The sequence below is a fragment of the Mesorhizobium sp. M2D.F.Ca.ET.226.01.1.1 genome (assembly GCF_004022705.2).
Taxonomy (GTDB): Bacteria; Pseudomonadota; Alphaproteobacteria; order Rhizobiales; family Rhizobiaceae; genus Mesorhizobium.
The window spans coordinates 455418-480963 of sequence record NZ_RZOY02000002.1 but is presented as its reverse complement, the minus strand read 5'-3'; the positions used below and the strand labels follow the sequence as shown (position 1 = coordinate 480963).

Sequence of the window (25546 nt, the reverse complement as noted above, 5' to 3'; positions counted from 1 at the left end):
CAACGAAATCACTCGAATGCGAAGGAGAGGCGGCATGGGCCGTATCGCAGCACTTACTCGAAACCCGGCCATGATCGCGCTTGTGGCAGCGCTTGCCATCACCGGCTGCGCCTCGAAGAAGACCCCGAACAGCCCGGCCGATCTCGGCCTCAACGGCGCCGGCGCCGCGACGCCCGGTTCGGCGCAGGACTTCACCGTCAACATCGGCGACCGCATCTTCTTCGACACCGACTCGTCGTCGATCCGCGCCGACGCGCAGACCACGCTGGCGCGTCAGGCGCAGTGGCTTAACCAGTATCGCCAGTACGCCATCGTTATCGAAGGCCATGCCGACGAGCGCGGCACGCGCGAATACAATCTGGCGCTGGGCGCCCGCCGCGCCGCCGCCACCCGCGACTTCCTGGTCTCCAAGGGTGTCGCCGCCAATCGCCTGAAGACGATCTCGTACGGCAAGGAACGTCCGGTCGCCGTCTGCGACGACATCTCCTGCTGGTCGCAGAATCGCCGCGCCGTCACCACGCTGTCGGGCGCCGGTTCCTAGGGCCTGGCCGCCGCGGCGTCGGTTCAGGCAGACCGCGGGCGACAAAAATACAACATCCCGGACATGAAAGGCGGCCTTCGGGCCGCCTTTTTCATTTGCAACACCCCGAAACAAAATTTGGCCGAAGTCTCGCGTCCTGCTATGAGCGCGAGGGCGCTTCCTCCCCCTGTTTTGATTTGGAAAGGCGCATCAGGCCAACACCCACCGCGAGAGACAGAATGCATTTTAGAACGGTCCTGAGCGGCACGCTTGCGCTGCTGCTCGTATCAAGCCTCCCAAGCCTCGCCGCGCCGGCCGACAGCGCCGGGCAGTCTTCCGGCAGCGGATTCACCTTCCATCTGCCGACGCTCGGCATCTTCGGCGACAAGAAGAAGCCTGAACAGGCGCAGGTCGCGCAGCAGGATAGCAGCGGCGGCGTGACCGGTCTGGAAGATCAGCTGCGCCAGCTGAACGGTAAGATCGAGGAGATGAATTTCCAGATCCTGCAGATGCAGGAACAGATCCGCAAGCAGCAGGAAGACAATGAATTCCGCTTCCAGCAGCTCGAGGGCGGCTCGCAGGGCGGCGCCAAGCCGGCCGGGCAGAAGAAATCGGAAGCCACGCCCCAAGGCGGGAATAGCAGCGAGGGCAACACCAATCTCGGCGATGCCGGCACCGGTCAATCCGGAACCGGCGACGCCGGAACCGACAACAGCGTCGCCCAGGCCCCGGCGCCGAAGGCGCCGGCCGACACCAGCAGCGGCAAGAGCGTCGGCGACGTCATCGTGGAATCGCAGACCGGCGACCCCGGCAAGTTGATTACTGGCGCGCCGCCGAAGAATTTCGGCACCATCACCGTCGACAAGAACGGCAACGTCGTGAATGCCGAGAGCAATCCGCAGCCCAGCGCGCCGGCGCAAGCGCCCACGGCCACGGCAAGCGCTCCCTCCGCCGAGACACCGGCCAAGAAGAACAAGGCCGGCGGCACCGAAGTCGCGGCCCTGCCGTCGACCAACGATCCCGACGAGCTCTACCGCAACTCCTACCAGTTCATCCTGTCGGGCGATTATCCGACCGCCGAACAGGGTTTTCGCGATCATATCTCCCGCTTCCCCAAGGACGCCAAGGCGTCGGACGCGCATTATTGGCTCGGCGAGTCGCTGCTCGGGCAGCAGAAATACCGCGACGCGGCCGAGGTCTTCCTTGCCGCCAGCAAGGATTATCCGAAGGCCAAGAAGGCGCCCGACATGCTGCTCAAGCTCGGCGTTTCACTGGTCGGCCTGAAGCAGAACGACGTCGCTTGCGCCACCTTCAATGAAATCGGCAAGCGCTATCCCGATGTCTCCATCACGCTCAAGGAACGCATCAAGCAGGAAAAGGCTCTGGCGGCGTGCTGACGCCCGATACCAAATCCGATCTTTCAGACCGCCTTTTCCGTGACCTAGACTTTTCGACCGGCGCTGTTGCGGCCGTGTCCGGCGGCAGCGACTCGACCGCCCTTCTCCTCCTTCTCAAAGATCACCTCGACCGGACCGCGCCCGCCGCCAGGCTGCTTGCGGTGACGGTCGATCATGGCTTGAGGCCGGACTCGGCCATTGAGGCGCGGCTGGTTGCCGATTTCTGTGCCGAGCGCGGCATTGCGCATCGCATTCTTGCCTGGAGCGGCGACAAGCCCCTAACCGGGCTGCCGGCCGCGGCGCGCGCGGCGCGCTACAATCTGCTTGCCGAGGCGGCCTATGCGGAAGGCACAAAGCTAGTCCTGACCGGCCACACCGCCGACGACCAGGCCGAGACGGTGCTGATGCGGCAGGCGCGCGACGATGACGGACGCGGTCTTGCCGGCATGGCGCCGGCCACGCTTTACGACTGGCGGACATGGATCGCCCGGCCGCTGCTCGGCACACGGCGCGCGGTCCTGCGCGACATGCTGCGGCGTCGCGACATCGGCTGGATCGAGGATCCGACCAATGTCGATGCCCATTTCGAGCGGCCGCGTATGCGCGCGGCGCTGGCGCTGCGCGATGGAGAGCGGCGTATCGCGGAAGCGCTGGCAAGGGCTGGGCAGGCTGCTCTCGAACGCGAGGACCTCGGGCATCGTGCCTCCGTGCTGATCGAGGCTTTTGCCAGCAGGCCGGTTCCGGGCCTCATCCGCCTCGACTGCGATTTTGCCGCGCATGGGGACGAGAAGGCGGCCGTCTACGCGCTGCGCATCCTGCTGGCCACAATCGGCGGCACGGCGTTCCTGCCCGACGAAGCGCGCTGTGCCGTGCTGCTTGCTCGCCTGCGGGAGGCTTCGCTTCGCGCCACATTGTCGCGGACGGCGATCGACGCGCGCCGGGCGGGCATTTTCCTTCGCCGCGAGAACCGCAACCTGCCCGCCCCCGCTCTGCCAGCGGATAACGGGCTTTGGGATAACCGGCGGCGCATCACTTTGAACGACAGACGGGGCGGTTTGGTGATCGCGCCGCTGGGGGCCGCCGCCAGGCAAGCGCCGGTGAGCGATGCTGTTCCAGCAAGCCTTTCACGCGCCGCACTTGCCACGGAACCCTCGCTGTGGTCCGGCGCCGAACGCCTTGATTTTGCTGGCGGCAGTGCCGGCTCGCAACCGGTCTCGATCGCTCCGGCGGTGGCCCCTTTCGCGCGCTTCCTGCCCTCCTTCGACCTGGAACCAGCCACCGCTGTCGCGGTGCTCGTCGGCGCGCCGCCGCCCGTCGCGCCGCCATTCCGCCGCCATGATGGTGGTTGAGGGTGGGCGAAAGCTTAACCGATACGTGCTGTTCTGCTTGGCAAGGGGGAACGCTCTCCCTATGTTAGGCACAGCTTCTCCATCATCGCGGGTCCGCGCGCGGACGCCAACGGGACAATAGATGAATCCGAATTACCGCAACCTTGCGCTCTGGGCGATCATAGCGGTCCTGCTCATAGCCCTGTTTAATCTTTTCCAGACGCCCCAGACGCGCGGTGCAACGACGGATATCCCCTATTCGCAGTTCCTGCAGGACGTCGCCTCGGGCCGGGTCAAAAGCGTGACCATTGCCGGCGCCCGCGTCTTCGGCAACTACACGGACAACGCCAACGGCTTCCAGACCTATTCGCCGGGCGACCCGTCGCTGGTCTCCAGACTGCAGGACAAGAACGTCACCATCACCGCCAAGCCCGAGACCGACGGCTCCAACTCGCTGTTCGGCTATCTGATTTCGTGGCTGCCGATGATCCTGATCCTCGGCGTGTGGATATTCTTCATGCGCCAGATGCAATCGGGCTCGGGCCGCGCCATGGGCTTCGGCAAGTCGAAGGCCAAGCTGCTCACCGAGGCGCATGGCCGCGTCACCTTCCAGGATGTCGCGGGCGTCGACGAGGCCAAGGAAGACCTCGAGGAGATCGTCGAATTCCTGCGCGATCCGCAGAAGTTCCAGCGCCTCGGCGGCAAGATTCCGCGCGGCGTGCTGCTGGTCGGCCCGCCCGGCACCGGCAAGACGCTGCTGGCCCGCTCGGTCGCCGGCGAGGCCAATGTGCCGTTCTTCACCATTTCCGGCTCGGACTTCGTCGAGATGTTCGTCGGCGTCGGCGCAAGCCGCGTGCGTGACATGTTCGACCAGGCCAAGAAGAACGCGCCCTGCATCATCTTCATCGACGAAATCGACGCGGTCGGCCGTCATCGCGGCGCCGGCCTCGGCGGCGGCAATGACGAGCGCGAGCAGACGCTGAACCAGTTGCTGGTCGAGATGGACGGTTTCGAGTCCAACGAGTCGATCATCCTGATCGCCGCCACCAACCGGCCCGACGTGCTCGACCCGGCGCTGCTGCGGCCCGGCCGTTTCGACCGCCAGGTCGTGGTGCCGAACCCCGACATCGTCGGCCGTGAGAAGATCCTCAAGGTGCATGTGCGCAACGTGCCGCTGGCTCCCAATGTCGACCTCAAGGTCATCGCGCGCGGCACGCCCGGCTTCTCCGGCGCCGACCTGATGAACCTCGTCAACGAATCCGCGCTGATGGCGGCGCGCCGCAACAAGCGGCTCGTCACCATGGCCGAGTTCGAGGACGCCAAGGACAAGATCATGATGGGCGCGGAGCGCCGCTCGTCGGCGATGACGCAGGCCGAGAAGGAGCTGACCGCCTATCACGAGGCCGGCCATGCCATCCTGGCGCTCAACGTGCCGACGGCCGATCCGCTGCACAAGGCGACCATCATCCCGCGCGGCCGCGCGCTCGGCATGGTCATGCAGCTGCCGGAAGGCGACCGCTATTCGATGAGCTACAAATACATGATCTCGCGGCTTGCGATCATGATGGGCGGCCGTGTCGCCGAGGAGTTCAAGTTCGGCAAGGAGAACATCACCTCCGGCGCCTCCTCCGACATCGAGCAGGCGACCAAGCTGGCGCGCGCCATGGTGACGCGCTGGGGTTTCTCCGACAAGCTTGGCCATGTCGCCTATGGCGACAACCAGGAGGAGGTTTTCCTCGGCCATTCGGTGGCCCGCACGCAAAACATCTCGGAAGAGACGGCGCAGATCATCGACGCCGAAGTGCGGCGGCTGATTGACGATGCCTATTCGACCGCCAAGGCCATCCTGACCAAGAAGAAGAAGGAATGGATCGCGCTGGCCGAGGGACTGCTCGAATACGAGACGCTCTCCGGCGACGAGATCAAGCAGCTGATCGCGGGCAACAAACCCGCCCGCGACCTCGGCGACGATACGCCGCCCAGCCGTGGCTCGGCCGTACCGAAGGCCGGCACCGGCGGCCGCCGCAAGAAGGGTCCCGAGCCCGAAGGCGGCATGGAGCCGCAGCCGTCAAGCTGAGCTCGGTGTGCGAAAAGACTGATCGAGAAGCGCCGCGGCTTGGTCCGCGGCGTTTTTGTTTGGGAATTGGAGAGACAAAGCAAGGCTTCCCTCGTCCCGGCGCCCAGAGTGTTTCACCGTTTCACGGAAACGGCGAACCGCTCTATCCTTTTGTTTTTGCGCAATTCCGGACGGAAAACCGCTCACACTTTTCCTGGAATTATCGCCCGACAGCGATCCTTGGACGCGCCCAAGGATGATGGCTCAACGTCCGCGGGAAAAACGGTGAACGGCTTTATCCGCCGTATCGATTTTTATGATTCAGCTTTCAGCCGCGCATTGCAAAGGCTGTAGTAACCGCCGCCCTTCTGGATCCAGCGAAGGCCGTTCAACGTACCCGCCTCCTTGTTGTCGTGGTAACCCTGCAGACAGGTCTTCATCCGGGCCTTCGCGGGTTTTTCGGTCTTGAACTCGACCGCGAGGGTGGTCGGGAATGTCACGCCTGCCGGCGCTACAGTAGGGGTGACCGCCGCGCTGGTGTCCTTTTTCTGCTGCTCCGCGGTTTGGACCGAATCCGCGCTGACACTATCCGCCGCGGACGTCGCGCATTTCTCCTTGCGAAAAGCGTTCCAATCCATGCCGTTCAGAGTGCCGCCTTCCTTGGCTGCCCGATAGGTCTCGCCGCATTCCTTCATCGTCAGCGCGCTCGCAGGTGAGGCGCTCCAAGCGACCAGTGCCGTCACAGCCAACGCCGCCAATTTCCAACTGAACATAAGACCCTCCTGATTGATAATAAGTTCGACGCCTTTTGTATACTGTTTGTTCCCTATATGTTCAACTGGAATCTTTGCGAATACCGACAAGCCTGGCGGTGGGCAGTGTGGGCGAATCGATGATGCCGACAGTCCTGCGATATGCAGATGCGAGCAAGGCTGCCGGCGTCTTCGCGGGCAACAAAAAGCCCGCGCATCTTGCGATGCGCGGGCCTTTTCTCTTCGAATAATTAGGCGATCAGCTCTTCAGCTTGGCGTTGCAGAGGCTATAGAAGCCGCCGCCCTTCTGGATCCACTTCAGGCCGTTCAGCGTGTTGGCGTCCTTGTTGGCATAGTACTGCTCGAGGCAGGTATGCATGCGGCCCTTGGCCGGGGTCTCGGTGGCGAACTTCGGCGAAATCGCCTTCGGGAAGCTCACGCCCTTCGGCGCGGCGACGCTCGGCTTCTCAGGCTCGCTGGTGTAGGTGGCTTCCGTCGGAGCCGGCACGGTGTCGTCGTCGGCAGCGCCGGCGCCGCACTCGGCCTTGCGGAAGTCGTTCCACTTCATGCCGTTGAGCTTATTGGCGGTCTTGGCAGCCTGGTACTTGGTGCTGCATTCGGCCATGGTCAGGCCTTTGCCGCCGGCAGCCGGAGTGGCGGTCGTGGCAGCTGCTGCGGTCGTTTTGGCCGGCTTGGTATCGGTCGCGGCAGCGGCAGTGGCGCCAGCGGCGCACTCGCTCTTGCGGAAGTCGTTCCACTTCATGCCGTTTAGCGTGCCGGCGGCTTTCGCAGCCTGGTACTTGGCGCTGCATTCCTTGGCCGTCAGGCCCTTGGCCGAGCTGCCGGCCGCGGCGGCGGTGGCTTCCTTGGCCTTCTTGGCGGGCTTGGTTTCAGCCGCCTTGGTGTCGGTTGCCTTGGTCGTGGTCGTGGCGGCCGCGGCATCGGTGCCGCACTGGGCCTTGCGGAACTGGTTCCAGGTCTGGCCGGCGAGCGTTCCCGCATCCTTGGCCGCGTTATACTTGGTGCTGCACTCGGCCATGGTCAGCGCGTTGGCCGGCGCCGCCACGAAAAAGGCTGCGACGGCGAGGCCCGTCAATGTTGCAAGTCTATGAATAAGCATGGCGTTTTCTCCCTTGCTGCCGCCAATAGGTGTCCCTATACCAAATCAATAACGCTCAATCTCTGGCTGCGCCAGATGCTTCGAGCGTGGACGTCCTCACAAAGTGTGTTGCTCCCGACAAGGTGATGAATTGCTTGCGGGTTTGCCGGCAGCCAAGCTTTGCCGGTGGATGGGGCGTCGAAAAGCCTTGCGCAAGCAGGTTTAGCGCCGCCAAGTCAAAGGTGGTGATGGGCTGTCGGATCACTTGCATCGCCCACGAAAATGATTTTCTAAGGATTGGTAATATACAATCATGAAATTTGATGATCGGATGCGACCCAATTGTGGCATTACGGGCGGCTGAAAATCCGACGGGGACTGTAAGGGACATGGCAGGTCAGTATTTCGGCACGGACGGTATCCGCGGACGCGCCAACAAATTTCCGATGACGGCCGAGGTCGCCATGCGCGTCGGCATGGCCGCCGGGCTTTCCTTCCAGCGCGGCAATCACCGTCATCGCGTCGTGCTCGGCAAGGACACGCGGCTTTCCGGTTACATGATCGAGAACGCCATGGTGGCGGGCCTGTGCGCCGCCGGCATGGACGTCTTCCTGCTCGGACCGATCCCGACACCGGCCGTCGCGATGCTGGTGCGCTCGTTGCGCGCCGATATCGGCGTGATGATCTCGGCCTCGCACAATCCTTATTACGACAACGGCATCAAGCTGTTCGGGCCCGACGGCTACAAGCTTTCCGACGAGATCGAAGAGCGCATCGAAGGCATGCTCGATAAGGACATCGAGCTGGCGCTCGCCGATTCCGACGGGCTCGGCCGCGCCAAGCGCGTCGACGGCGTGCATGACCGCTATATCGAATTCGCCAAGCGCACGCTGCCGCGCTCGATGTCGCTGTCGGGTCTCAGGATCGTCGTCGATTGCGCCAACGGCGCCGCCTACAAGGTGGCGCCCGCGGCTCTTTGGGAACTGGGCGCCGAGGTCATTGCCATCAATGTCGAGCCGAACGGCTTCAACATCAACAAGGAATGCGGTTCGACCCATCCGGCCGGCCTGCAGAAGAAGGTGCATGAGGTACGCGCCGACATCGGCATCGCGCTCGACGGCGACGCCGACCGCGTCGTCATCGTCGACGAGAACGGCGCCATCGTCGATGGCGACCAGATCATGGCGCTGATCGCCGAATCCTGGCACCAGAGCGGACGGCTGGCCGGCGGCGGCGTCGTCTCCACCGTGATGTCCAATCTCGGCCTGGAGCGCTTCCTCGGCGATATGAAGCTGCAGCTCCACCGCACCAAGGTCGGCGACCGCTATGTCGTGGAGCATATGCGCGCGCATGGCTTGAATGTCGGCGGCGAGCAGTCCGGCCATATCGTGCTTTCCGATTTCTCGACCACCGGCGACGGCCTGGTCTCGGCGCTGCAAGTGCTGGCCTGCATCAAGCGGCAGAACCGCCCGGTCAGCGAGCTGTCGAAGAAGTTCGAGCCGGTGCCGCAGCTGTTGAAGAATGTCCGCATCTCCGGCGGCAAGCCGCTTGAGGAAGCGCCGGTCAAGGCGGCGATCGAAGCAGGGCGCAACCGGCTCGGCAAGTCCGGCCGCCTCGTCATCCGGCCCTCCGGCACGGAGCCGCTCATCCGCGTCATGGCCGAGGGCGACGATCCGCAGCTGGTCGAGGCGGTCGTCAACGAGATCGTTGGCATCCTTCAGGAAACCCGCAGCGCCGCCTGAACCCGGTCGCGCAGTTCCTCAGAATTCGCAAGTCCGCCGCCCGGCGGGCTTTTTCGTGCGCCCGTAGCGACCCCGGACAACGGTCTACCATCTAAAATTGTATAGATTCGTGGTTAATCGGTACGGTTAAACGGCTTTTAACCTTTGCAATTCATTATCCAAACCCGAGGTCAATCACTTCGGGCGGGTGTCGTCCCGAGGCTTCTTAGGGGTGACAGAATGTTCAAGACAGCAAGAATGGCATTGCTTGCCGTGCTGTTCGCGGGCTTGGCCGGACCGCTCTTCGCGGCCGACCTCCCCGAACCGCAGGTCGAAGAGGCTCCGCCGCCGGTCGTCGAGCAGCCGATCGAGATCGGCGGCTGGTATATCCGCGGTGATATAGACTATCACTGGTCCCGCTTCAGCGGCGGCGACTACATCACCTATGGTGCCGCGCCTCAGGTCCAGGGCAGCTTTGCCACCGGTGACCTAAAGGGCGCTTTCTCTGCTGGCGCCGGTATCGGTTACCAGATCGACGACCACTTCCGCACGGATTTGACGGGCGACTATCTGTTCAGCTCGAACTTCCACGGCTCGACCAGCGGCTTCTGTAACACGCCCGCTCCCAACACGCCTTGCGTATCAAGCGACACCTCGTCCTACTCCGCGCTGCTGCTGCTGGCCAACGCCTACGTCGACATCGGCACTTGGCATGGCGTGACGCCTTATGTCGGCGCTGGTATCGGCGGTGCCTGGGTCAAGTGGGACACGCTTCACAACAGCGACGCCGACGGCGACTTCTTCCATCAGGGCGGCAAGGGCTGGCGCTTCGCCTATGCGCTAATGGCCGGCGCCTCCTACTGCCTGACGGACCGCGTCAAGCTGGACGTCGGCTACCGCTACAGCCACATCAACGGCGGCAAGATGTTCGAATATGCCTCGGACAGCAACGTCGGCCCCGGCTACGACCGCGGCATCAACGTGCATGAAGTGCGTGGCGGCCTTCGTTACCAGTTCGGCGGCCAGTCCGACTGCGCTCCGCCGCCGGAACCCTACGTCCCGCCGGAACCGATCTACACTAAGTAATCGCGTCCCCAGATCCTGGAATTCAAAGCCGCCCGGCGTCAGCCGGGCGGCTTTCGTTTATGCAATGCTGGTAAATATCGATCGAAATCAATTCGGTAACTGGCTGTTATCCTTAACCGCCACTTAACCACTATGGTTAACAATGGCTCCTTGAAACGGCGCCCGCATTCGCGGCTGGTGCCAATGTCGGGAGCCGGGGACCATGATATCCAGATTGCGCACCGTGTCAGCGCTTGCCGCAGCCATCCTGTTGCCGATGACGCCGGCGCTCGCGGCCGACTACGATCCGCCGATCTATGTCGACCAGGCGCCGGACTACCAGCCGGTCGAAGTCGGCTCGGGCTGGTATCTGCGCGGCGACGTTTCCTATCTGCCGCAGAAGAGCTTCAAAAATGGGGATTTTACTTTCCCGTCAACAATCAACGACGAAAGCTTCAGCGAGAGCCAAGACGCCTATTTCGCAAGCATCGGCTTCGGATATCATTTCAACGATTACCTGCGCGCCGACCTCAACCTCGGCTATCTGCCCGGCAACAAGGTCAACCTCAGCTATGATGATGAGGCGGTCGTAACGCCGCCGACATTGTCGACCTCGGGTTCGGCGTCGCTGAAGAATTATGCCGTTTCCGGCATGCTCAACGGCTATGTCGATCTCGGCACCTATGTCGGGATCACGCCTTATATCGGTGCCGGTATCGGTGTCGTGCGCAGCACGCGCAAGCTTTCGGCGATCTACACCGACAACAATGTCCCCGCCAACAGTTTCACCGTGGAGGACAACAAGTCCAAATACTCGCTCGCCTATACGCTGAATGCAGGCCTTGCCTATCAGGTGAGCAAGAATGTTCTGATCGATCTCGGCTATCAGTATTTCTCCGCGCCAAATGCGGAATATGTGACCGCCGCGAGCCTGACCTCCTATCCGGTTCGCAAAGGCATCAGCAACCACCAGGTCAAGCTCGGCCTGCGCTACGACCTTTGGTAAGCGGAGCAGCAGACCAGGAAATGCCGACGGCGGGCGCTTTGGGTCCGCCGTTTTCATTTCGGGCTGGAGCCGCTGGACCAGGGAATATCCTGACAGCGACAGAAACTTTGCTCTTGACGCCGAAAGCCTAAACGCATATCGCCGTCCGTGGGCCACCCCTCCCCAACGAGGGGCCACTATCTGGAAGGATAGACCACGATGACGACAGCTACCAAGCCCGGACTCCGTCCGGCAAACCCCAATTTCTCCTCAGGTCCCTGCGCAAAACGCCCCGGCTGGTCGGCCGAGGCGCTCTCGAAGGCCGCGCTCGGCCGCTCCCATCGCGCAAAGATCGGCAAGAGCAAGCTCGAACAGGCGATCGCGATGACGCGCGAGATCCTCAAGGTGCCAGCGGATTATCGGATCGGCATCGTGCCGGCGTCGGACACCGGCGCGGTCGAGATGGCGATGTGGTCGCTGCTCGGCGAGCGCGGCGTCGACATGGTCGCCTGGGAGAGCTTCGGCTCCGGCTGGGTGACGGATGTGGTCAAGCAGCTCAAGCTCGCCGACGTGCGCCGCTTCGAGGCCGGCTATGGCGAACTGCCCGACCTGACAAAGATCGATTTCGACCGCGACGTGGTCTTCACCTGGAACGGCACCACCTCTGGTGTGCGCGTGCCGAACGGTGATTTCATTCCCGCGAACCGCAAGGGCCTGACCATCTGCGACGCCACTTCGGCGGCCTTCGCGCAGCGGCTCGATTTTGACAAACTCGATGTCGTCACCTTCTCCTGGCAGAAAGTGCTGGGCGGCGAGGGCGCGCATGGCATGCTGATCCTGTCGCCCCGCGCCGTCGAACGGCTGGAGACCTACAAGCCGGCCTGGCCGCTGCCGAAAATCTTCCGCCTGACCTCGGGCGGCAAGCTGATCGAGGGCATCTTCAAGGGCGAGACCATCAACACGCCGTCGATGCTGTGCGTCGAGGACTATCTCGATGCGCTCCTTTGGGCAAAGTCGATCGGTGGGCTCGAGGCGCTCATCGCCCGCGCGGACGCCAATGCCGCGGTGCTCGACCGGTTCACCGACAAGTCGACGTGGCTCGGCCACCTCGCCGTCGATCCGGCGACGCGCTCGAACACGTCCGTCTGTCTCTCCTTCACCGATCCGGATGTAGCGGCGCTCGATGCCGACGGGCAGGCAGCCTTCGCCAAGGGGATCGCGTCCGCGCTCGACAAGGAAGGCGTCGCCTACGACATCGGCTCCTATCGCGACGCGCCGCCCGGCCTGCGCATCTGGTGCGGCGCCACCGTCGAGACCGGCGATCTCGAAGCGTTGCTGCCCTGGCTCGACTGGGCCTTCGTCACGCAGAAGGCCGCGCTCAAGGCTGCGGCCTGAAATCCGTGGCGGCCTCCGGCCGCCACCATTTCCCGATACATCCAATCCCTTGAAGGAGGCCGCCATGGCGCCCCGCGTTCTCGTTTCCGATAAACTTTCCACCACCGCCGTGCAGATCTTCAAGGATCGAGGCATCGAGGTCGACTACCTGCCCGATCTCGGCAAGGACAAGGACAAGCTGCTCGAGGTGATCGGCCAGTATGACGGCCTTGCCATCCGCTCGGCGACCAAGGTCACCGAGAAGCTGATCAACGCCGCGGGCAGGCTCAAGGTCGTCGGCCGCGCCGGTATCGGCGTCGACAATGTCGATATCCCGGCGGCAAGCCGCAGGGGTATCATCGTGATGAACACGCCCTTCGGCAATTCGATCACCACGGCCGAGCATGCGGTGGCGATGATCTTCGCGCTGGCGCGGCAGATACCGGAAGCCAATGCTTCGACCCATGCGGGAAAATGGGAAAAGAACCGCTTCATGGGTATCGAGATCACCAGCAAGACGCTTGGCGTGATCGGCTGCGGCAATATCGGCTCGATCGTCGCCACACGCGGCGTCGGCCTGAAGATGCATGTCATCGCCTTCGACCCGTTCCTCTCGGACAGCCGCGCCGAGGAACTGGGGGTCCAGAAGGTCGAGCTCGACGAGCTCTTCGCCCGCGCCGATTTCATCACGCTGCACACGCCGCTGACCGACAAGACGCGCAACATCATCGACGCGGCCGCGATCGCCAAAATGAAGGACGGCGTGCGCATCATCAATTGCGCGCGCGGCGGCCTGGTCGTCGAAGCCGACCTTGTCGCGGCGCTGAAGAGCGGCAAGGTGGCGGGCGCCGGCGTCGATGTGTTCGAGGTCGAGCCGGCCGAGCAGAACCCGCTGTTCGGCATGGAAAATGTCGTGGCCACCCCGCATCTCGGGGCCTCGACCACGGAAGCGCAGGAGAATGTCGCGCTGCAGGTCGCTGAGCAGATGAGCGATTATCTGATCAAGGGCGCGGTCTCCAACGCCATCAACATGCCCTCGATCACCGCCGAAGAGGCGCCGCGGCTGAAGCCCTTCGTCAAGCTTGCCGAAGTGCTCGGCGCCTTTGTCGGCCAGGTCACCGAGGATCCGATCAAGGAGGTGGAGATCCTGTTCGACGGCTCGACCGCGACGATGAACACGCGCGCGCTGGTCAGCGCCACCCTTGCCGGCCTGATCCGGCCGCAGGTTTCCGACGTCAACATGGTGTCGGCGCCGATCATGGTGAAGGAGCGCGGCATCATCGTCGCCGAGGTCAAGCGCGACAAATCCGGCGTCTTCGACGGCTATATCAAGCTCACCGTCAAGACCGAGCACATGACGCGCTCGATCGCCGGCACCTGCTTCTCCGACGGCAAGCCGCGTTTCATCCAGATCAAGGGCATCAATCTTGACGCCGAGGTCGGCCAGCACATGCTCTATACGACCAATGCCGACGCGCCCGGCATCATCGGCCTGCTCGGCACTGTGTGCGGCGAGAACGGCGTCAACATCGCCAACTTCCAGCTCGGCCGCAACCGGCCCGGCGGCGACGCGATCGCGCTGCTTTATCTCGATGCGCCGTTCCCGGAAAAAGTGCTCGATCAGCTGCGGGCGCACCAATCGATCGACTCGGCCAAGCCGCTGCATTTCGACGTCGGCGCCGAGTGAACAGCCCGATACGCTCCGCCTGCACCGGCAGGCGGAGCGTATTCGTTCAAGTCAAGAAATACACGTGCAGCGCGGGGCCATTACTGCATCTGCAGCGCTGCCTTGCTGCCGCTGTATTCGGCGAGCGCGATACCGCCGAGCACCAGCGCGAGCGCGAGGGCCTGATAGGGCTGAAACTGCTCGCCGACGATCTGCACCGAAAGCAGCATGCCGAAAATCGGCACTAGGTTGATGAACAGGCCTGCGCGGTTGGCGCCGATCAGCTCGTTGCCCTTGATGTAGAGAACCTGCGAAACGACCGAGGCGCCAAGCGCCGTGTAGAGCGTGAGCGCCCATCCGGTTGCGTCCGGCATGACAGCGCGGCCGGCCGCGATCTCCCAGATGACGAAGGGCACGGAGATCAGCAGCGCGGCGATCGACAGCGCCAGCATCAGGCTTTGCCAAGGTATCGCCGGCTTGAGGCGTAGACCCACCGAATAGAGGCTGTAGCAGAGCACCGCGACCAGCATGATGGCGTCGCCGAAGTTGAGGCTGAGCTTCAAGAGCTGGCCGAGGTCGCCATGGCTGGCAGTCAGCGCGACGCCGACGATGGTGAGCACGACGCCGACGATCTGCAGAGGCTGCACACGCAGCCTGAACAGCACGAAATTGGCAAGGATGATGACGATCGGGATAGCTGCCTGCTCGATCGAGACGTTGATGGCGGTCGTATAGTTGAGCGCCGTGTAGAAGATGACGTTGAAGATGGTGAAGCCGCAAGCGCCGAGGCCGGCAATCAATCGCCAGTGCCTGCGCAGTTCGGGCCAATCCTCCCGCAATGGCCGCCAGCCGATGGGCAGCAGGATCAGTACCGCCATGACCTAGCGCAGGAACACCAGTGTCATCGGCGAGACATGGCCGACCGCAAGCTTGCCCGCCACCGAATTGCCGCCCCACAAGAGCATGGTCGACAGAAGGAACAGATAGGCGGCTCGGTGCATGAAGGATCCGACCCTGCGGGGTGTTCGAGGGTCAGGCCGACCTAGTGCGGCAGCGGCGGCAAGTAAATGATGCGAAAGCCGGAATTTGTTGTGCCTGGATCAGGATGGCATTCGTTGTATGGTGATCCCTGCTCTTCGTGGGAGCATGATCTCTTATCCCGCTTTTCGCCTACGCGGTCCTTCGGTTCGGGATCATGTTCCGGGGTTGCGGCGGCAAAGAAAGGGTCGCGCCGGCCGGCGCTTGACGCTATAGAGGCCTGTCGTTTCAGGCCGCCCGCGCGGCATTTCAAGGGAAAAGAACATGGCCAATGTGGTGGTCGTCGGCTCGCAATGGGGCGACGAAGGCAAGGGCAAGATCGTCGACTGGCTGTCGGAACGGGCCGACGTGGTCGTGCGCTTCCAGGGCGGTCACAATGCCGGCCATACGCTGGTCGTCGACGGCAAGGTCTACAAGCTCTCGCTGCTGCCCTCGGGCGTGGTCAGGCAGGGCAAGCTTTCGATCATCGGCAATGGCGTGGTGTTCGATCCGCACGCCTTCGTGGCCGAAGCCAAGAAGCTCAAGGAGCAGGGCGTGGAGGTCACGCCGGAACGCCTGAAAATAGCCGAAAACACCGCGCTTATCCTGTCGCTGCACCGGGAGCTGGATGGATTCCGCGAAGATGCCGCCTCGAATTCCGGAACCAAGATCGGCACGACCCGCCGCGGCATCGGCCCGGCCTACGAGGACAAGGTGGGCCGGCGTGCGGTGCGGGTGATGGATCTGGCGGATTTGGAAACGCTCCCCTTGAAGGTCGACAGGCTGCTGACGCATCACAATGCGCTGCGCCGCGGGCTCGGCCATGCGGAAGCGACGCATGAAGCGATCATGCAGGAATTGACCTCGGTGGCCGGCGAGATCCTGCCTTATATGGACCGGGTCTGGAAGGTGCTCGACGACAAGCGTCGCGCCGGCGAACGCATCCTGTTCGAAGGCGCGCAAGGCACGCTGCTCGACATCGACCACGGCACCTATCCGTTTGTCACATCGTCGAACACGGTGGCCGGCCAGGCGGCGGCGGGATCGGGCACCGGCCCCGGCGCGATCGGCTACGTGCTCGGCATCACCAAGGCCTATACGACGCGGGTCGGCGAAGGGCCGTTCCCGACCGAGCAGAAGAACGAGATCGGCGAGTTCCTGGGCACGCGCGGCCATGAGTTCGGCGTCGTCACGGGGCGCAAGCGCCGCTGCGGCTGGTTCGATGCCGTGCTGGTGCGCCAGGCCGTCGCGGTCAACGGCATCAAGGGCATCGCGCTGACCAAGCTCGACGTGCTCGACGGGCTGGACGAAATCAAGGTCTGCACCGGCTATCGCCTCGACGGCGAGATGATCGATTACCTGCCGGCCAGCCAGGGCGCGCAAGCGCGGGTCGAGCCCGTCTACGAGACGCTCGAAGGCTGGAAGGGAACCACGGCCGGCGCCAGAAGCTGGAACGATTTGCCGGCGCAGGCCGTCAAGTATGTCCGCTATATCGAGGAGCTGATCGGCGCCCCGGTGGCGCTGCTCTCCACCAGCCCCGAGCGGGACGACACAATACTTGTGACCGACCCGTTTCAAGACTAATTTCACAGCCCTTCCCGGCGCTATGGCTGATTTGCGGCCGGCGGGAAAAGAATGCAGGTCACCTGACGCATGGCAGATTTCGTTAGTGTTCTGAAAAAGCAGCTCGACAAGAAGGCCGATCCTTCGTTCGAGGTGCGCAAGCAGATATACGACGGTGCCCGCGCGGTGCTGGCGAAGAAGCTCGCCGAGTATTCCCCGCCGCTTGCGCCTGATGTCGTCAGCAAGCAGAAGCGTTCGCTGGAAGATGCCATTTCCAGCGTCGAGCGCGACTATGTCAAACGCCCTCCGGCCGAGGACCCGTTGGCGGAGCTGGAGCATATTTTCTCCTCTATCGACCGCAACAAGAACCAGCCGAGCCATGCCCGCCAGCCGGCGGCGCCCGAGCCGGCGAAGCCGGATCCGTTCAAATCCGAGCCGTTCAAGGCAGCGCCCGCGCCCGGCAGGACGGAACCGAGTTGGCAAGGAACGCCGAAGACCGAGCCCGCATCTCAAGCTCCCGCCAAGGCCGAGCCGGCCTGGCAGAGCACGGCAAGGACGGAGCCAAGCTGGCAGGCCACGCCAAGGCAGGAGCCCGCGTGGCAGAAGGCTCCGCCACCGCCGATGCCTTCGCCGCGCGAGGACGATGTCGGCCTCGCGGGCATGGATTCCGACGACGGCAGCGACGTCTTTGCCAATGACGAGCAGCCGGCAGCCGATACATTTCAGCGGCTGCGGCCCCAGCCGCAGCGGCGCAAGCGCAGCTATGGCGGCCTGATCGCCGCCGTCGTCGCGCTGCTGGTGCTGGCTGGCGGCGGCTACGGCATATGGCTGAACAAGAACGCGTTCGGCTCGCTCTTCGGCCTTGGCGGCAGCGGCAACAAGACGGTCTCGACCGAGCCGCTGGTCAAGCCCGCCCCAGCCAAGCCTGCGACCGAGACGGCGGCCGCGCCGGCCCCGGCCCCGGCGGCCACCAGCGAGCCGGCCGACACGACCAAATTTACCCAGCGCCTGACACCTGAGGGCAAGGAAACGGATCCCGGTCCCGCCGGCGGACAGGCGACGATCGGCGAAGGCGAATCCGTCGCGGCGCTGACCTCGCGGCCACCGGCCGCGCCGGCAACCGCGCCCGCCGCGACCGGCACCCCGCCTGCTCCGGCGACGCAAACGCCGGCGGCGCCTGCCGCGGGAGCAACGCCTGCGCCGGCGACTAGCGCTGCCAATCCGACACCGCCGGCGGCCGGAACCACACCGCCAACGGCCAATGCACCAACGCCGCCAGCGGCTGGCGCCACGCCACCCGCGACGGGGGCACCGCCACCGGCCGCAGGCACCGCGCCGGCCACGCCCGCACCGGCCACGGCCGAGGCGACCGTGCCGGTCGGGCAGAAGGCGATCTTCTATGAGGAGCGCACCAGCACCCAGCAGGGCACGGCCGAGCCCGGCAGCATCGTCTGGTCGCTGGTGCAGGAATCGCCTGGCGGCGACCTGCCGCCGGAGCCGGCGATCCGCGCCGAGGCGACGATTCCTGGCAAGAACATCCAGCTGCGCATGACGATCCGGCGCAACGCCGACCAGACTTTGCCGGCCAGCCATATCATCGAAATGATCTTTCTGACGCCGAAAGACTTCGACGGCGGCGGCGTCGACGGGCTTCTGCGCATTGCCATGAAGAGTTCGGAGCAGGATGCCGGCAGTCCGCTGATCGGCCTTCCGGCCAAGATCGGCGACGGCTTCTTCCTCGTCGCGCTCAACGACACCAAGGCCGACGTGGACGCCAACCTGACGCTGCTGAGGGGACAGGCTTGGATCGACGTGCCGGTGGTCTACAAGACCGGACGCCGCGCGCTGCTCACCATGGAAAAGGGCATACCGGGCGAGAAAGTGTTCGACGAGGCGCTGAAGGCCTGGGCGGCGAAGACGTCGGGGTAAGCCAGAGGCACGTCCTAAAATCCTTGAAAGAGCATATCAAGCGCCGCGACGATCTCGTCCTGGTGTCTTGCAAGGTTTCCTTCTGCCGCCCGGAGTTCCGAAGCCGTTACAGCGGAAATGAACTGAGTGACCATCACATGGTCTTTGCCGTCGATCCTGAAGATCGGGTTCAGCCTGCGCGCAGGCAATGGCGCGATGTTGGGCGGCAGAAGCGGAACGACGACGTTGGTATCGAGGTGCTCCAGTATGTCGGACTGGATGTCAAGGAGATAGCCGTCGCTTGCTGCGCTCCGATAGAAATCATAGCGGGCCATCAAAACAGCCGGTACTTGGCTAAGGGCAGACCGTTGCGCCTGACGTATTCGTTGGAGCTTTCGAGCGCTTCCTTGTTCTCCTCCTGCCAGCGACGCGTCTTCTCGGCAGAAATTGCCTTGGCGATCCCTTGCTCGGCGGCACGAGACATATTGATGCCCAGCGTCTTGGCCTCCTCGATCAATCTGGAATCAATCGAGGTGTTGACCGACTTGCGTTGTGGTTTTGCAGTTGATTGAAGCATAGCCTACCTCTTTATGCGCATAAAATAAGCGCATGTCTGAGTGCAAGCAAGCCAATTTACCCCTCCATCTCCTCCCTTAGCATCTCCAGCTCCAGCCACTCTTCCTCGAGCGCGGCGAGCGTGGTGCGCTCCTTGTCGAGCGCGGCGATGGTTTTCTGGAACGAGACCGGGTCGCGCTCGTAGAAGGCGGGGTCGGCGATGTTGTTCTCAAGCCTGGCGATCGAGGCCGTCACAGCCTCAATCTTCTTCGGCAGCGAATCCAACGCGAATTTCTGCTTGAAGGAGAGCTTTTTCGCGGGCCCCTTCGGCGCGGTTTGTTCGGGTTTCGGCGAAGCATCGACGGTCTCGGCTTTCGACCTTGCCTTGCGATCCTCCAGCTTCGAGCCGCCACGCTGCGCCAGCATGTCGGAGTAGCCGCCGGCGTATTCAATCCAGCGCCCACCGCCGTCCGGCGCGATCACGCTGGTGACGGTGCGGTCGAGGAAATCGCGGTCGTGGCTGACCAGGATCACGGTTCCGGCAAAGCCAGCGACCAGTTCCTGCAGCAACTCCAGCGTTTCCATGTCGAGATCGTTGGTCGGCTCGTCGAGCACCAGAAGGTTCGCCGGCCGCGCCAGCACGCGGGCCAGCAGCAGCCGCGCCCGTTCGCCGCCGGAAAGCTCGCGCACCGGCGTGCGCGCCTGCTCCGGCTTCAACAGGAAATCCTTCATATAGGAGACGACGTGGCGCTGCTCGCCATTGACGAGCAGGTTCTCGCCGCGGCCGTCGGTCAGGTAATGCGCCAGTGTCTCTGCAGGGTCGACGGCCTCGCGCTTCTGGTCGAGCGTCGCGATCTCGAGGTTGACGCCGAGGCGCACGGTGCCGGCATCCGGCGGGAGCTCCCTGGTCAGCATCTTCAGCAATGTCGTCTTGCCGGCACCGTTCGGCCCGACCAGGCCGACGCGGTCGCCGCGCTGGATGCGGGTCGAAAAACCCTTGACCACAGTCAAGTCGCCAAAACTCTTGTCGATGCCTTTGGCCTCGATCACCAGCTTGCCGGATTCGGCCGCATCGCTCGCCACCATGGTTGCCGTGCCTTCGGCGCCGCGATGGCTGCGGAAGCGCTGGCGCATCGTCTGCAATTCGCCGAGGCGGCGCATGTTGCGCTTGCGCCTGGCGGTCACGCCATAGCGTAGCCAATGCTCCTCGCGCACGATCTGGCGGCCGAGCTTGTGCTGCTCGCGCTCTTCTTCTTCCAGCACCTGGTCGCGCCATTCCTCGAAATGGGCAAAGCCCCTGTCCAGCCGCCGCGTCTGGCCGCGGTCGAGCCAGACGGTGGCGCGGGTTACGCGCTCGAGAAAGCGGCGGTCGTGCGAAATCAGGATCACGGCGGAGGAGGTGCGGGCAAGTTCTTCTTCCAGCCACTCGATCACCGAAAGATCGAGATGGTTGGTCGGCTCGTCGAGCAGAAGGATATCGGGTTCCGGGGCCATGACGCGGGCGAGGGCGGCGCGGCGCGCCTCGCCGCCGGACAAGTCGTTCGGCCGCTCCTCGCCGGTGAGGCCGAGATGCTCCATCAGATAGGTGGCGCGATGCGGATCGTCGGCCGGGCCGAGACCGGCTTCGACATAGGCGCGCACGTCGGCGAAGCCGTCCATATCCGGCATCTGCGGCAGGTAGCGGACCGTGGCCGAAGGTTGGCGGAACACCTCGCCGTCCTGCGGCTCGATCATACCGGCGGCAATCTTGAGCAGGGTGGACTTGCCGGAGCCGTTGCGGCCGACCAGCGCGATCTTCTCGCCGGCGGACGCGCTGAGTGCTGCGCCATCGAGCAGCGGAGTGCCGCCGAAGGTCAGCTTAATGCCGTCGAGGTTGAGCAGTGGCGGCGCCATGTCTGGAATGTCAGCTTTCGGGAAGAGGGTAGGGGTGAGCCAGTAGCAAGGCCCGGCCGCGCTCCAGCGCGATGCCGAGCCGCCCTTTGACCTCGTTTGATATAGTGAGCGAGGAGCCGAACGCCACCTCGACGCGGTCGAGCGGCCATTTGGCGCCGGTAACCGTCAGCCCGGACAGCTCGGAGAAGCCGAGCACCGAAAACAGCGTGCCGTTGTCGTAGTCGAAGCTGGCTTTGCCGGGCAGCACCGGAACGCCCTCCTGCGCGCCGCTGGTCAAAAGCACGTGCGTGCCGGCCGCGGACAGCCGCACGGCCAGCGCCAGATGCAGGAAGGCGTGGTCGGCGCGCTTGCCGCCGAAGGCGCCGGCCAGCACCAGGCTGGTGGCGCCGCGCTGAAGCGCTTCCGCGATGGCGAGCTCGCCATCGGTCATGTCCTTCTCGGCCGGAAAAACTTTACGCGGCACAGCGGCCAGGTCTTTCGGCAGGTTCGCCGGCACCGAATCGAAATCGCCGACCCAGAGTTCCGGCAGCAGGCCGAGCAAGCGGGCATGGCCGATGCCGGCGTCGGCGGCGATGACGCGCGAGCCTTCGATCTGACGTTCAAGGCGGGGCGTGCGAATAAGTTCGCCGCCAAGCAGGATGGTGAATGTGCCCATGGCCGTCGCCCTTACCAGCCCTCCAGGTGAAACGGAAGCCGGGAGGGCCCGCACGTCGCCTCCGAGGCCATCTCGAACATTAGCTGCCCGGCAAACTTCCGCTTGCGCGCCGCTTCGGCCGGGCCTATCTGTCGAGGCGCTCTAACGGGGTGCCGGACGTTATCCGGCTGAGAGGCGAAAAGCCAACCCGCTGAACCTGATCCGGTTTGTACCGGCGGAGGGATTAGACGTTTCGGAACATCCGGCGCCTCAATTCCTTGTCACTCGAACGAAGGAGGCGCCGATGCGCGCGATGTGGTCCAAGCTTGTTCTCGCAACCGGTCTTGTTTCGCTTCTGGCGGGCGTTGCGCCCGCCGCCGCGAAGGACAAGCTCACCGTTTATACCTATGAGAGCTTCACCGCCGATTGGGGTCCCGGACCGGCGGTCAAGAAGGAATTCGAGGCCGAGTGCGGCTGCGACCTCGAATTCGTCTCGGTCGCCGATGGCGTGGCATTGCTCAATCGCGTCAAGCTGGAAGGCGCCGGAACCAAGGCCGACATCGTGCTCGGCCTCGACACCAATCTGACCGCCGATGCCAAGGCGAGCGGCCTGTTCGCGCCGCATGGCGAAGTCTCCGGCATCAATGTGCCCGGCGGCTGGAGCGACGACACTTTCGTGCCCTTCGACTATGGCTATTTCGCCGTCGTCTACGATACCGAAAAGCTGAAGACGCCGCCGAAGAGCCTGAAGGAGCTGGTCGAGGGCGCCGGCACCGACAAGATCGTCATCCAGGATCCGCGCACCTCGACGCCCGGCCTTGGCCTGCTGCTCTGGGTGAAGTCGGTCTATGGCGACAAGGCGCCGGAAGCCTGGGCCAAGCTCAAGCCGAAAGTGCTGACGGTGACGCCGGGCTGGAGCGAGGCCTATGGCCTGTTCACCAAGGGCGAGGCGTCGATGGTGCTGTCCTACACCACCTCGCCGGCCTACCACATGGTGGCCGAGAACACCGAGCGCTACCAGGCGGCGTCGTTCGACGAAGGCGAGTACCTGCAGATCGAGGTTGCCGGTATCACCACGACCGGCGCCAAGAACCCGCTGGCGCAAAAATTCATCGCCTTCATGACCGGGCCGAAATTCCAGGACGTCATCCCGGAAACCAACTGGATGTTCCCGGCCGGCAAGACCGACAAGCCGCTCAACCCGGCCTTCGAAAAACTGCTGAAGCCGACCAAGACCTTGCTGTTCAGCCCGGAGGAAGTCGCGGCCAACCGCAAGGCTTGGGTGGATGAGTGGCTGGCGGTGATGAGCAAGTAGGCTGCGATGCTTGCGCCAAGGCCCCCCTCTCTGTCCTGCCGGACATCTCCCCCTCTAGGGGGGAGATTGGCTGTCATCCCGACTTTCGCCAATCTCAAACGTTGCAGGACGGAGCGGGGCGCTGAAGCCAATCTCCCCCCTAGAGGGGGAGATGTCCGGCAGGACAGAGGGGGGCGCGAAAGAACGCGGCGTTCGCTGAATTCCGCCAAGGTGCAGCGTGCAGTCCACGTTGCACTCTGACTCCCGTATAACCGCCGGCATTATTGCGCTCGCGGCCGTCGCGGCGTTGATCGGTGGCGCCTTTGCCGGTCTCATCCTCGAAGGTGCGCACGACCGCTCAGGCGCTCTCGCCGCCTTCGACAGCTACCTCCTCCGTGTCGCCCGCTTCACGCTCTGGCAGGCGCTGCTGTCGACATTGCTATCGGTCGCGCCGGCGCTGCTGGTGGCGCGCGCCTTGTCGAGGCATCTGGAATTTCCGGGACGCCGCCTGGTCCTGCAATTGTTCACCGTGCCGCTGGCACTGCCGGCGATCGTCGCGGCGCTCGGGATATTGGCGCTCTATGGTCGGGCCGGTTATTTTGCCGGCGTCTTCGCCAGGCTTGGTGGCGGAGAATGGCCCGGTATCTATGGCCTGTCCGGCATCCTTGTCGCCCATGTCTTCTTCAACCTGCCTTTGGCCACGCGCCTGTTCCTCGAGGCTCTGGGCACCATTCCCGCCGACCAATGGCGGCTGGCGAGCCAGCTTGGTATGGGCGCCCGGCCGGCCTTCCGGTTGATCGAATGGCCGGTGCTGCGCGCGGCCCTGCCGGGGGTTGCCGGCCTGGTCTTCATGCTCTGCATCACGTCCTTCACCATCGTGCTGACGTTGGGCGGCGGTCCGGCGGCGACAACGCTGGAGGTCGCCATCTACCAGGCGCTGCGCTTCGACTTCGACCCGGCCCGCGCTGTGGTGCTGACGCTGCTGCAGATTGCGCTCACCTTCGTCGTGGTCGTCGCGCTCACACGGATCGGCGCCAATACGGTCGGCGATGCCAATCTGCCGGTGGCGCCGCGCCGCTATCTTTCGGCGGGCCGGGTGGAGAGCGCGATCAATGCCGGCCTCATCGCGCTTGCCCTGCTGTTCGTTGCCGGGCCGATGATGGCGACGGTGTTTTCAGGTCTGAAGGCCGATCTCGGCCGATTGGCGGGTGAGGAAGCGGTGCGCCGCGCGACGCTCACCAGCGCAGGCCTCGCCTTCATCGCGGCGCTGCTCAGCGTTGCCTTGTCGCTGGCGCTGATCGCGGCGCGGCGCGCGCTGGCGCTGCGGCGCAGGGCAGGCGGCGCCATGGGCCTGCTCGAACATGCAGCCGACACCGGCGCCGGTTTCGTGCTGGTCGTGCCGCCGATCGTGCTTGGCGCCGGCTGGTTCCTGGCGTTGCGCGACGTCACCGACGTCTTCGCCATCGCGCCGGTCATGGTCGTCGCCGTCAACGCGGTGATGGCGATGCCCTTTGCCATCCGCGCCATCCGCCCGGCCTATGACGCGGCGAGCGAGCGCCACGAGCGGCTCTGCGTGGCGCTTGGCATATCCGGCTGGAACCGGCTCAGCCTGATCGACTGGCCGTCGCTCAGGCGGCCTCTGGCCACCGGCTGTGCCTTCGCCATGGCGCTGTCGCTCGGCGATCTTGGCGTGATCGCGCTGTTCGGCAGCGATTCCGTGCAGACCTTGCCCTATCTTCTGCTCGCACGGATGAGCAGCTACCGGACCGCCGACGCGGCGGGCCTCGCCTTGCTGCTCGGCCTCGTTTGCCTGATGCTGGTCGTCGTCGCCGATTGGCTGGGGCGGGAAGCAAAGGCATGACACCGAGGGACAACGGCATCGCGGCAGGGAAGGCGCTGGCCGTCACGCTCGAAGACGTCGCGTTCAGCTATGGCGAGGCATCCTTCCGCTTCGATGCCGAATTCGCTGCCGGCAGGATCACCGCGATCATGGGGCCGAGCGGCTCCGGCAAGTCGACGCTGCTCAACCTGATAGCCGGCTTCGAATCGCCGAATACCGGCAAGGTGCTGATCGGCGGGGCCGATGTCGGCAGCGCGGCGCCTTCGGCGCGCCCGGTGTCGATGGTGTTCCAGGAAAACAACCTGTTTGCGCATCTTCCGGTCGAAGCCAATGTCGGGCTTGGCCGCTCGCCGTCGCTGAAGCTCGGCGATGCCGATCGAGCGGCGGTCATGGAGGCGCTGGCGCGAGTCGGGCTTGCCGGCAAGGAAAAACGGCTGCCGCGCGAGCTTTCCGGCGGCGAGCGCCAACGCGTGGCGCTGGCGAGAGTGCTTTTGCGCGACCGGCCCGTGTTGCTGCTGGATGAGCCTTTCGCGTCGCTGGGCCCGGCGCTGCGAGACGACATGCTCGACCTCGTCGCCGGCATCCATGCCGAGCGCAAAATGACGGTGCTCTTCGTCACGCATCAGCCCGAAGATGCGCGGCGCGTCGGCCAGGACGTGGCATTTCTCGACGAAGGCGCGATCGCGGCAATCGGACCGGCCGACGACTTCTTCGATCGATCTGGACCGGATGCGTTCCGGCGCTATATCGGCGATCGAGGCGGCACCGTTGCCGGATCACAACACATTGCCCGGAAGCGGACATAATTTGCGGCCAAACCGGTAGCGGGTGATCCGGCGTTTGCTTGCCTTGTCCGGGGGAGTGTGGCTAGGTCCGGCC

The 25546-nt window shown here is 64.3% G+C and carries 20 protein-coding genes, 1 pseudogene and 1 riboswitch; of the genes and pseudogenes, 14 read left to right on the top strand and 7 right to left on the bottom strand.

Going from position 1 to position 25546, the window contains the following annotated elements; all coding sequences use genetic code 11:
• The first annotated feature begins 34 nt into the window (after window positions 1-34).
• The 4 genes from pal (at window position 35) to ftsH (ending at window position 5322) form a co-directional block, all read left to right on the top strand.
• Window positions 35-541, top strand: coding sequence for a peptidoglycan-associated lipoprotein Pal (gene pal / locus EN869_RS06135; protein WP_127225383.1), 507 nt, complete (start codon window positions 35-37; stop codon window positions 539-541).
• Window positions 542-759: 218 nt separating this feature from the next.
• Window positions 760-1917, top strand: coding sequence for a tol-pal system protein YbgF (ybgF, locus tag EN869_RS06130; protein WP_127225382.1), 1158 nt, complete (start codon window positions 760-762; stop codon window positions 1915-1917).
• Window positions 1911-3266, top strand: coding sequence for a tRNA lysidine(34) synthetase TilS (tilS, locus tag EN869_RS06125; protein ID WP_245489373.1), 1356 nt, complete (start codon window positions 1911-1913; stop codon window positions 3264-3266). The genes ybgF and tilS overlap by 7 nt, the downstream gene beginning before the upstream one ends.
• Window positions 3267-3387: 121 nt before the next feature.
• Complete coding sequence (gene ftsH / locus EN869_RS06120) at window positions 3388-5322, top strand: ATP-dependent zinc metalloprotease FtsH (RefSeq protein WP_127225381.1); 1935 nt, start codon at window positions 3388-3390, stop codon at window positions 5320-5322.
• A 293-nt stretch (window positions 5323-5615) separates the two neighbouring features.
• Here ftsH and EN869_RS06115 read toward each other — a convergent pair whose 3' ends face one another.
• Window positions 5616-6074 carry a hypothetical protein gene (locus EN869_RS06115; protein WP_127225380.1) on the bottom strand — a complete coding sequence of 153 codons (459 nt, stop codon included), beginning with the start codon at window positions 6072-6074 and terminating at the stop codon, window positions 5616-5618.
• 238 nt (window positions 6075-6312) lie between these two features.
• Window positions 6313-7173 carry a hypothetical protein gene (locus EN869_RS06110; protein ID WP_127225379.1) on the bottom strand — a complete coding sequence of 287 codons (861 nt, stop codon included), beginning with the start codon at window positions 7171-7173 and terminating at the stop codon, window positions 6313-6315.
• 368 nt (window positions 7174-7541) lie between these two features.
• Between EN869_RS06110 and glmM the strand changes: the two genes are divergently transcribed.
• The 5 genes from glmM (at window position 7542) to serA (ending at window position 13984) form a co-directional block, all read left to right on the top strand.
• Window positions 7542-8894, top strand: a complete 1353-nt coding sequence (glmM, locus tag EN869_RS06105; RefSeq protein ID WP_127225378.1) for a phosphoglucosamine mutase — start codon at window positions 7542-7544, stop codon at window positions 8892-8894.
• A 219-nt stretch (window positions 8895-9113) separates the two neighbouring features.
• Entirely contained in the window at window positions 9114-9959 is an 846-nt protein-coding gene (locus EN869_RS06100) for an outer membrane protein (protein WP_127225377.1), read from the top strand.
• 202 nt (window positions 9960-10161) lie between these two features.
• On the top strand, window positions 10162-10944 hold the full coding sequence (locus tag EN869_RS06095) for an outer membrane protein (protein ID WP_127225376.1): 783 nt from the start codon (window positions 10162-10164) through the stop codon (window positions 10942-10944).
• Between the two features lie 198 nt (window positions 10945-11142).
• Window positions 11143-12318 carry a phosphoserine transaminase gene (locus EN869_RS06090; protein ID WP_127225375.1) on the top strand — a complete coding sequence of 392 codons (1176 nt, stop codon included), beginning with the start codon at window positions 11143-11145 and terminating at the stop codon, window positions 12316-12318.
• 64 nt (window positions 12319-12382) lie between these two features.
• Window positions 12383-13984 (top strand): phosphoglycerate dehydrogenase, encoded by a 1602-nt coding sequence (serA, locus tag EN869_RS06085; protein WP_127225374.1) that lies wholly within the window; start codon window positions 12383-12385, stop codon window positions 13982-13984.
• An 80-nt stretch (window positions 13985-14064) separates the two neighbouring features.
• Here the strand turns inward: serA and EN869_RS06080 are convergent.
• Window positions 14065-14964, bottom strand: a pseudogene (locus EN869_RS06080) (DMT family transporter).
• A gap of 301 nt (window positions 14965-15265) precedes the next feature.
• Between EN869_RS06080 and EN869_RS06075 the strand changes: the two are divergent.
• Window positions 15266-16564: an adenylosuccinate synthase gene (locus tag EN869_RS06075; RefSeq protein WP_127225373.1), complete on the top strand. Its 1299-nt coding sequence runs from the start codon at window positions 15266-15268 to the stop codon at window positions 16562-16564.
• A gap of 69 nt (window positions 16565-16633) precedes the next feature.
• The gene (locus EN869_RS06070; protein WP_127225372.1) at window positions 16634-18472 is read left to right on the top strand and encodes a hypothetical protein; all 1839 of its coding nucleotides are present in this window, start codon (window positions 16634-16636) and stop codon (window positions 18470-18472) included.
• A 14-nt stretch (window positions 18473-18486) separates the two neighbouring features.
• Here the strand turns inward: EN869_RS06070 and EN869_RS06065 are convergent, their stop codons facing one another.
• The 4 genes from EN869_RS06065 to EN869_RS06050 are packed head-to-tail and all read right to left on the bottom strand — an operon-like array spanning window position 18487 to window position 21554.
• Window positions 18487-18786 (bottom strand): CcdB family protein, encoded by a 300-nt coding sequence (locus EN869_RS06065; RefSeq protein WP_127225371.1) that lies wholly within the window; start codon window positions 18784-18786, stop codon window positions 18487-18489.
• Window positions 18786-19028, bottom strand: a complete 243-nt coding sequence (locus EN869_RS06060) for a type II toxin-antitoxin system CcdA family antitoxin (RefSeq protein ID WP_127225370.1) — start codon at window positions 19026-19028, stop codon at window positions 18786-18788. Before EN869_RS06060 ends, EN869_RS06065 begins: the two co-directional genes overlap by 1 nt.
• Before the next feature lie 56 nt (window positions 19029-19084).
• A complete protein-coding gene (locus EN869_RS06055) occupies window positions 19085-20899 on the bottom strand; it encodes an ABC-F family ATP-binding cassette domain-containing protein (protein WP_127225369.1) in 1815 nt (604 codons plus the stop codon).
• A gap of 10 nt (window positions 20900-20909) precedes the next feature.
• A complete protein-coding gene (locus EN869_RS06050) occupies window positions 20910-21554 on the bottom strand; it encodes a thiamine diphosphokinase (RefSeq protein WP_127225368.1) in 645 nt (214 codons plus the stop codon).
• A gap of 135 nt (window positions 21555-21689) precedes the next feature.
• Window positions 21690-21794, top strand: a riboswitch (TPP riboswitch).
• A gap of 43 nt (window positions 21795-21837) precedes the next feature.
• Here EN869_RS06050 and thiB point away from each other — a divergent pair.
• The 3 genes from thiB (at window position 21838) to thiQ (ending at window position 25473) form a co-directional block, all read left to right on the top strand.
• On the top strand, window positions 21838-22848 hold the full coding sequence (gene thiB / locus EN869_RS06045) for a thiamine ABC transporter substrate binding subunit (protein WP_127225367.1): 1011 nt from the start codon (window positions 21838-21840) through the stop codon (window positions 22846-22848).
• 229 nt (window positions 22849-23077) lie between these two features.
• Entirely contained in the window at window positions 23078-24688 is a 1611-nt protein-coding gene (gene thiP / locus EN869_RS06035; RefSeq protein ID WP_127225366.1) for a thiamine/thiamine pyrophosphate ABC transporter permease, read from the top strand.
• Window positions 24685-25473, top strand: a complete 789-nt coding sequence (gene thiQ, locus EN869_RS06030; RefSeq protein WP_127225365.1) for a thiamine ABC transporter ATP-binding protein — start codon at window positions 24685-24687, stop codon at window positions 25471-25473. Before thiP ends, thiQ begins: the two co-directional genes overlap by 4 nt.
• Window positions 25474-25546 lie beyond the last annotated feature (73 nt).

Bases quoted from the DNA above. Each gene is read 5' to 3' on its own strand.
- pal (WP_127225383.1), top strand. From the start codon at position 35: ATGGGCCGTATCGCAGCACTTACTCGAAACCCGGCCATGATCGCGCTT.
- ybgF (WP_127225382.1), top strand. From the start codon at position 760: ATGCATTTTAGAACGGTCCTGAGCGGCACGCTTGCGCTGCTGCTCGTA.
- ftsH (WP_127225381.1), top strand. From the start codon at position 3,388: ATGAATCCGAATTACCGCAACCTTGCGCTCTGGGCGATCATAGCGGTC.
- EN869_RS06115 (WP_127225380.1), bottom strand. From the start codon at position 6,074: ATGTTCAGTTGGAAATTGGCGGCGTTGGCTGTGACGGCACTGGTCGCT.
- EN869_RS06110 (WP_127225379.1), bottom strand. From the start codon at position 7,173: ATGCTTATTCATAGACTTGCAACATTGACGGGCCTCGCCGTCGCAGCC.
- glmM (WP_127225378.1), top strand. From the start codon at position 7,542: ATGGCAGGTCAGTATTTCGGCACGGACGGTATCCGCGGACGCGCCAAC.
- EN869_RS06100 (WP_127225377.1), top strand. From the start codon at position 9,114: ATGTTCAAGACAGCAAGAATGGCATTGCTTGCCGTGCTGTTCGCGGGC.
- EN869_RS06095 (WP_127225376.1), top strand. From the start codon at position 10,162: ATGATATCCAGATTGCGCACCGTGTCAGCGCTTGCCGCAGCCATCCTG.
- EN869_RS06090 (WP_127225375.1), top strand. From the start codon at position 11,143: ATGACGACAGCTACCAAGCCCGGACTCCGTCCGGCAAACCCCAATTTC.
- serA (WP_127225374.1), top strand. From the start codon at position 12,383: ATGGCGCCCCGCGTTCTCGTTTCCGATAAACTTTCCACCACCGCCGTG.
- EN869_RS06075 (WP_127225373.1), top strand. From the start codon at position 15,266: ATGGCCAATGTGGTGGTCGTCGGCTCGCAATGGGGCGACGAAGGCAAG.
- EN869_RS06070 (WP_127225372.1), top strand. From the start codon at position 16,634: ATGGCAGATTTCGTTAGTGTTCTGAAAAAGCAGCTCGACAAGAAGGCC.
- EN869_RS06065 (WP_127225371.1), bottom strand. From the start codon at position 18,786: ATGGCCCGCTATGATTTCTATCGGAGCGCAGCAAGCGACGGCTATCTC.
- EN869_RS06060 (WP_127225370.1), bottom strand. From the start codon at position 19,028: ATGCTTCAATCAACTGCAAAACCACAACGCAAGTCGGTCAACACCTCG.
- EN869_RS06055 (WP_127225369.1), bottom strand. From the start codon at position 20,899: ATGGCGCCGCCACTGCTCAACCTCGACGGCATTAAGCTGACCTTCGGC.
- EN869_RS06050 (WP_127225368.1), bottom strand. From the start codon at position 21,554: ATGGGCACATTCACCATCCTGCTTGGCGGCGAACTTATTCGCACGCCC.
- thiB (WP_127225367.1), top strand. From the start codon at position 21,838: ATGCGCGCGATGTGGTCCAAGCTTGTTCTCGCAACCGGTCTTGTTTCG.
- thiQ (WP_127225365.1), top strand. From the start codon at position 24,685: ATGACACCGAGGGACAACGGCATCGCGGCAGGGAAGGCGCTGGCCGTC.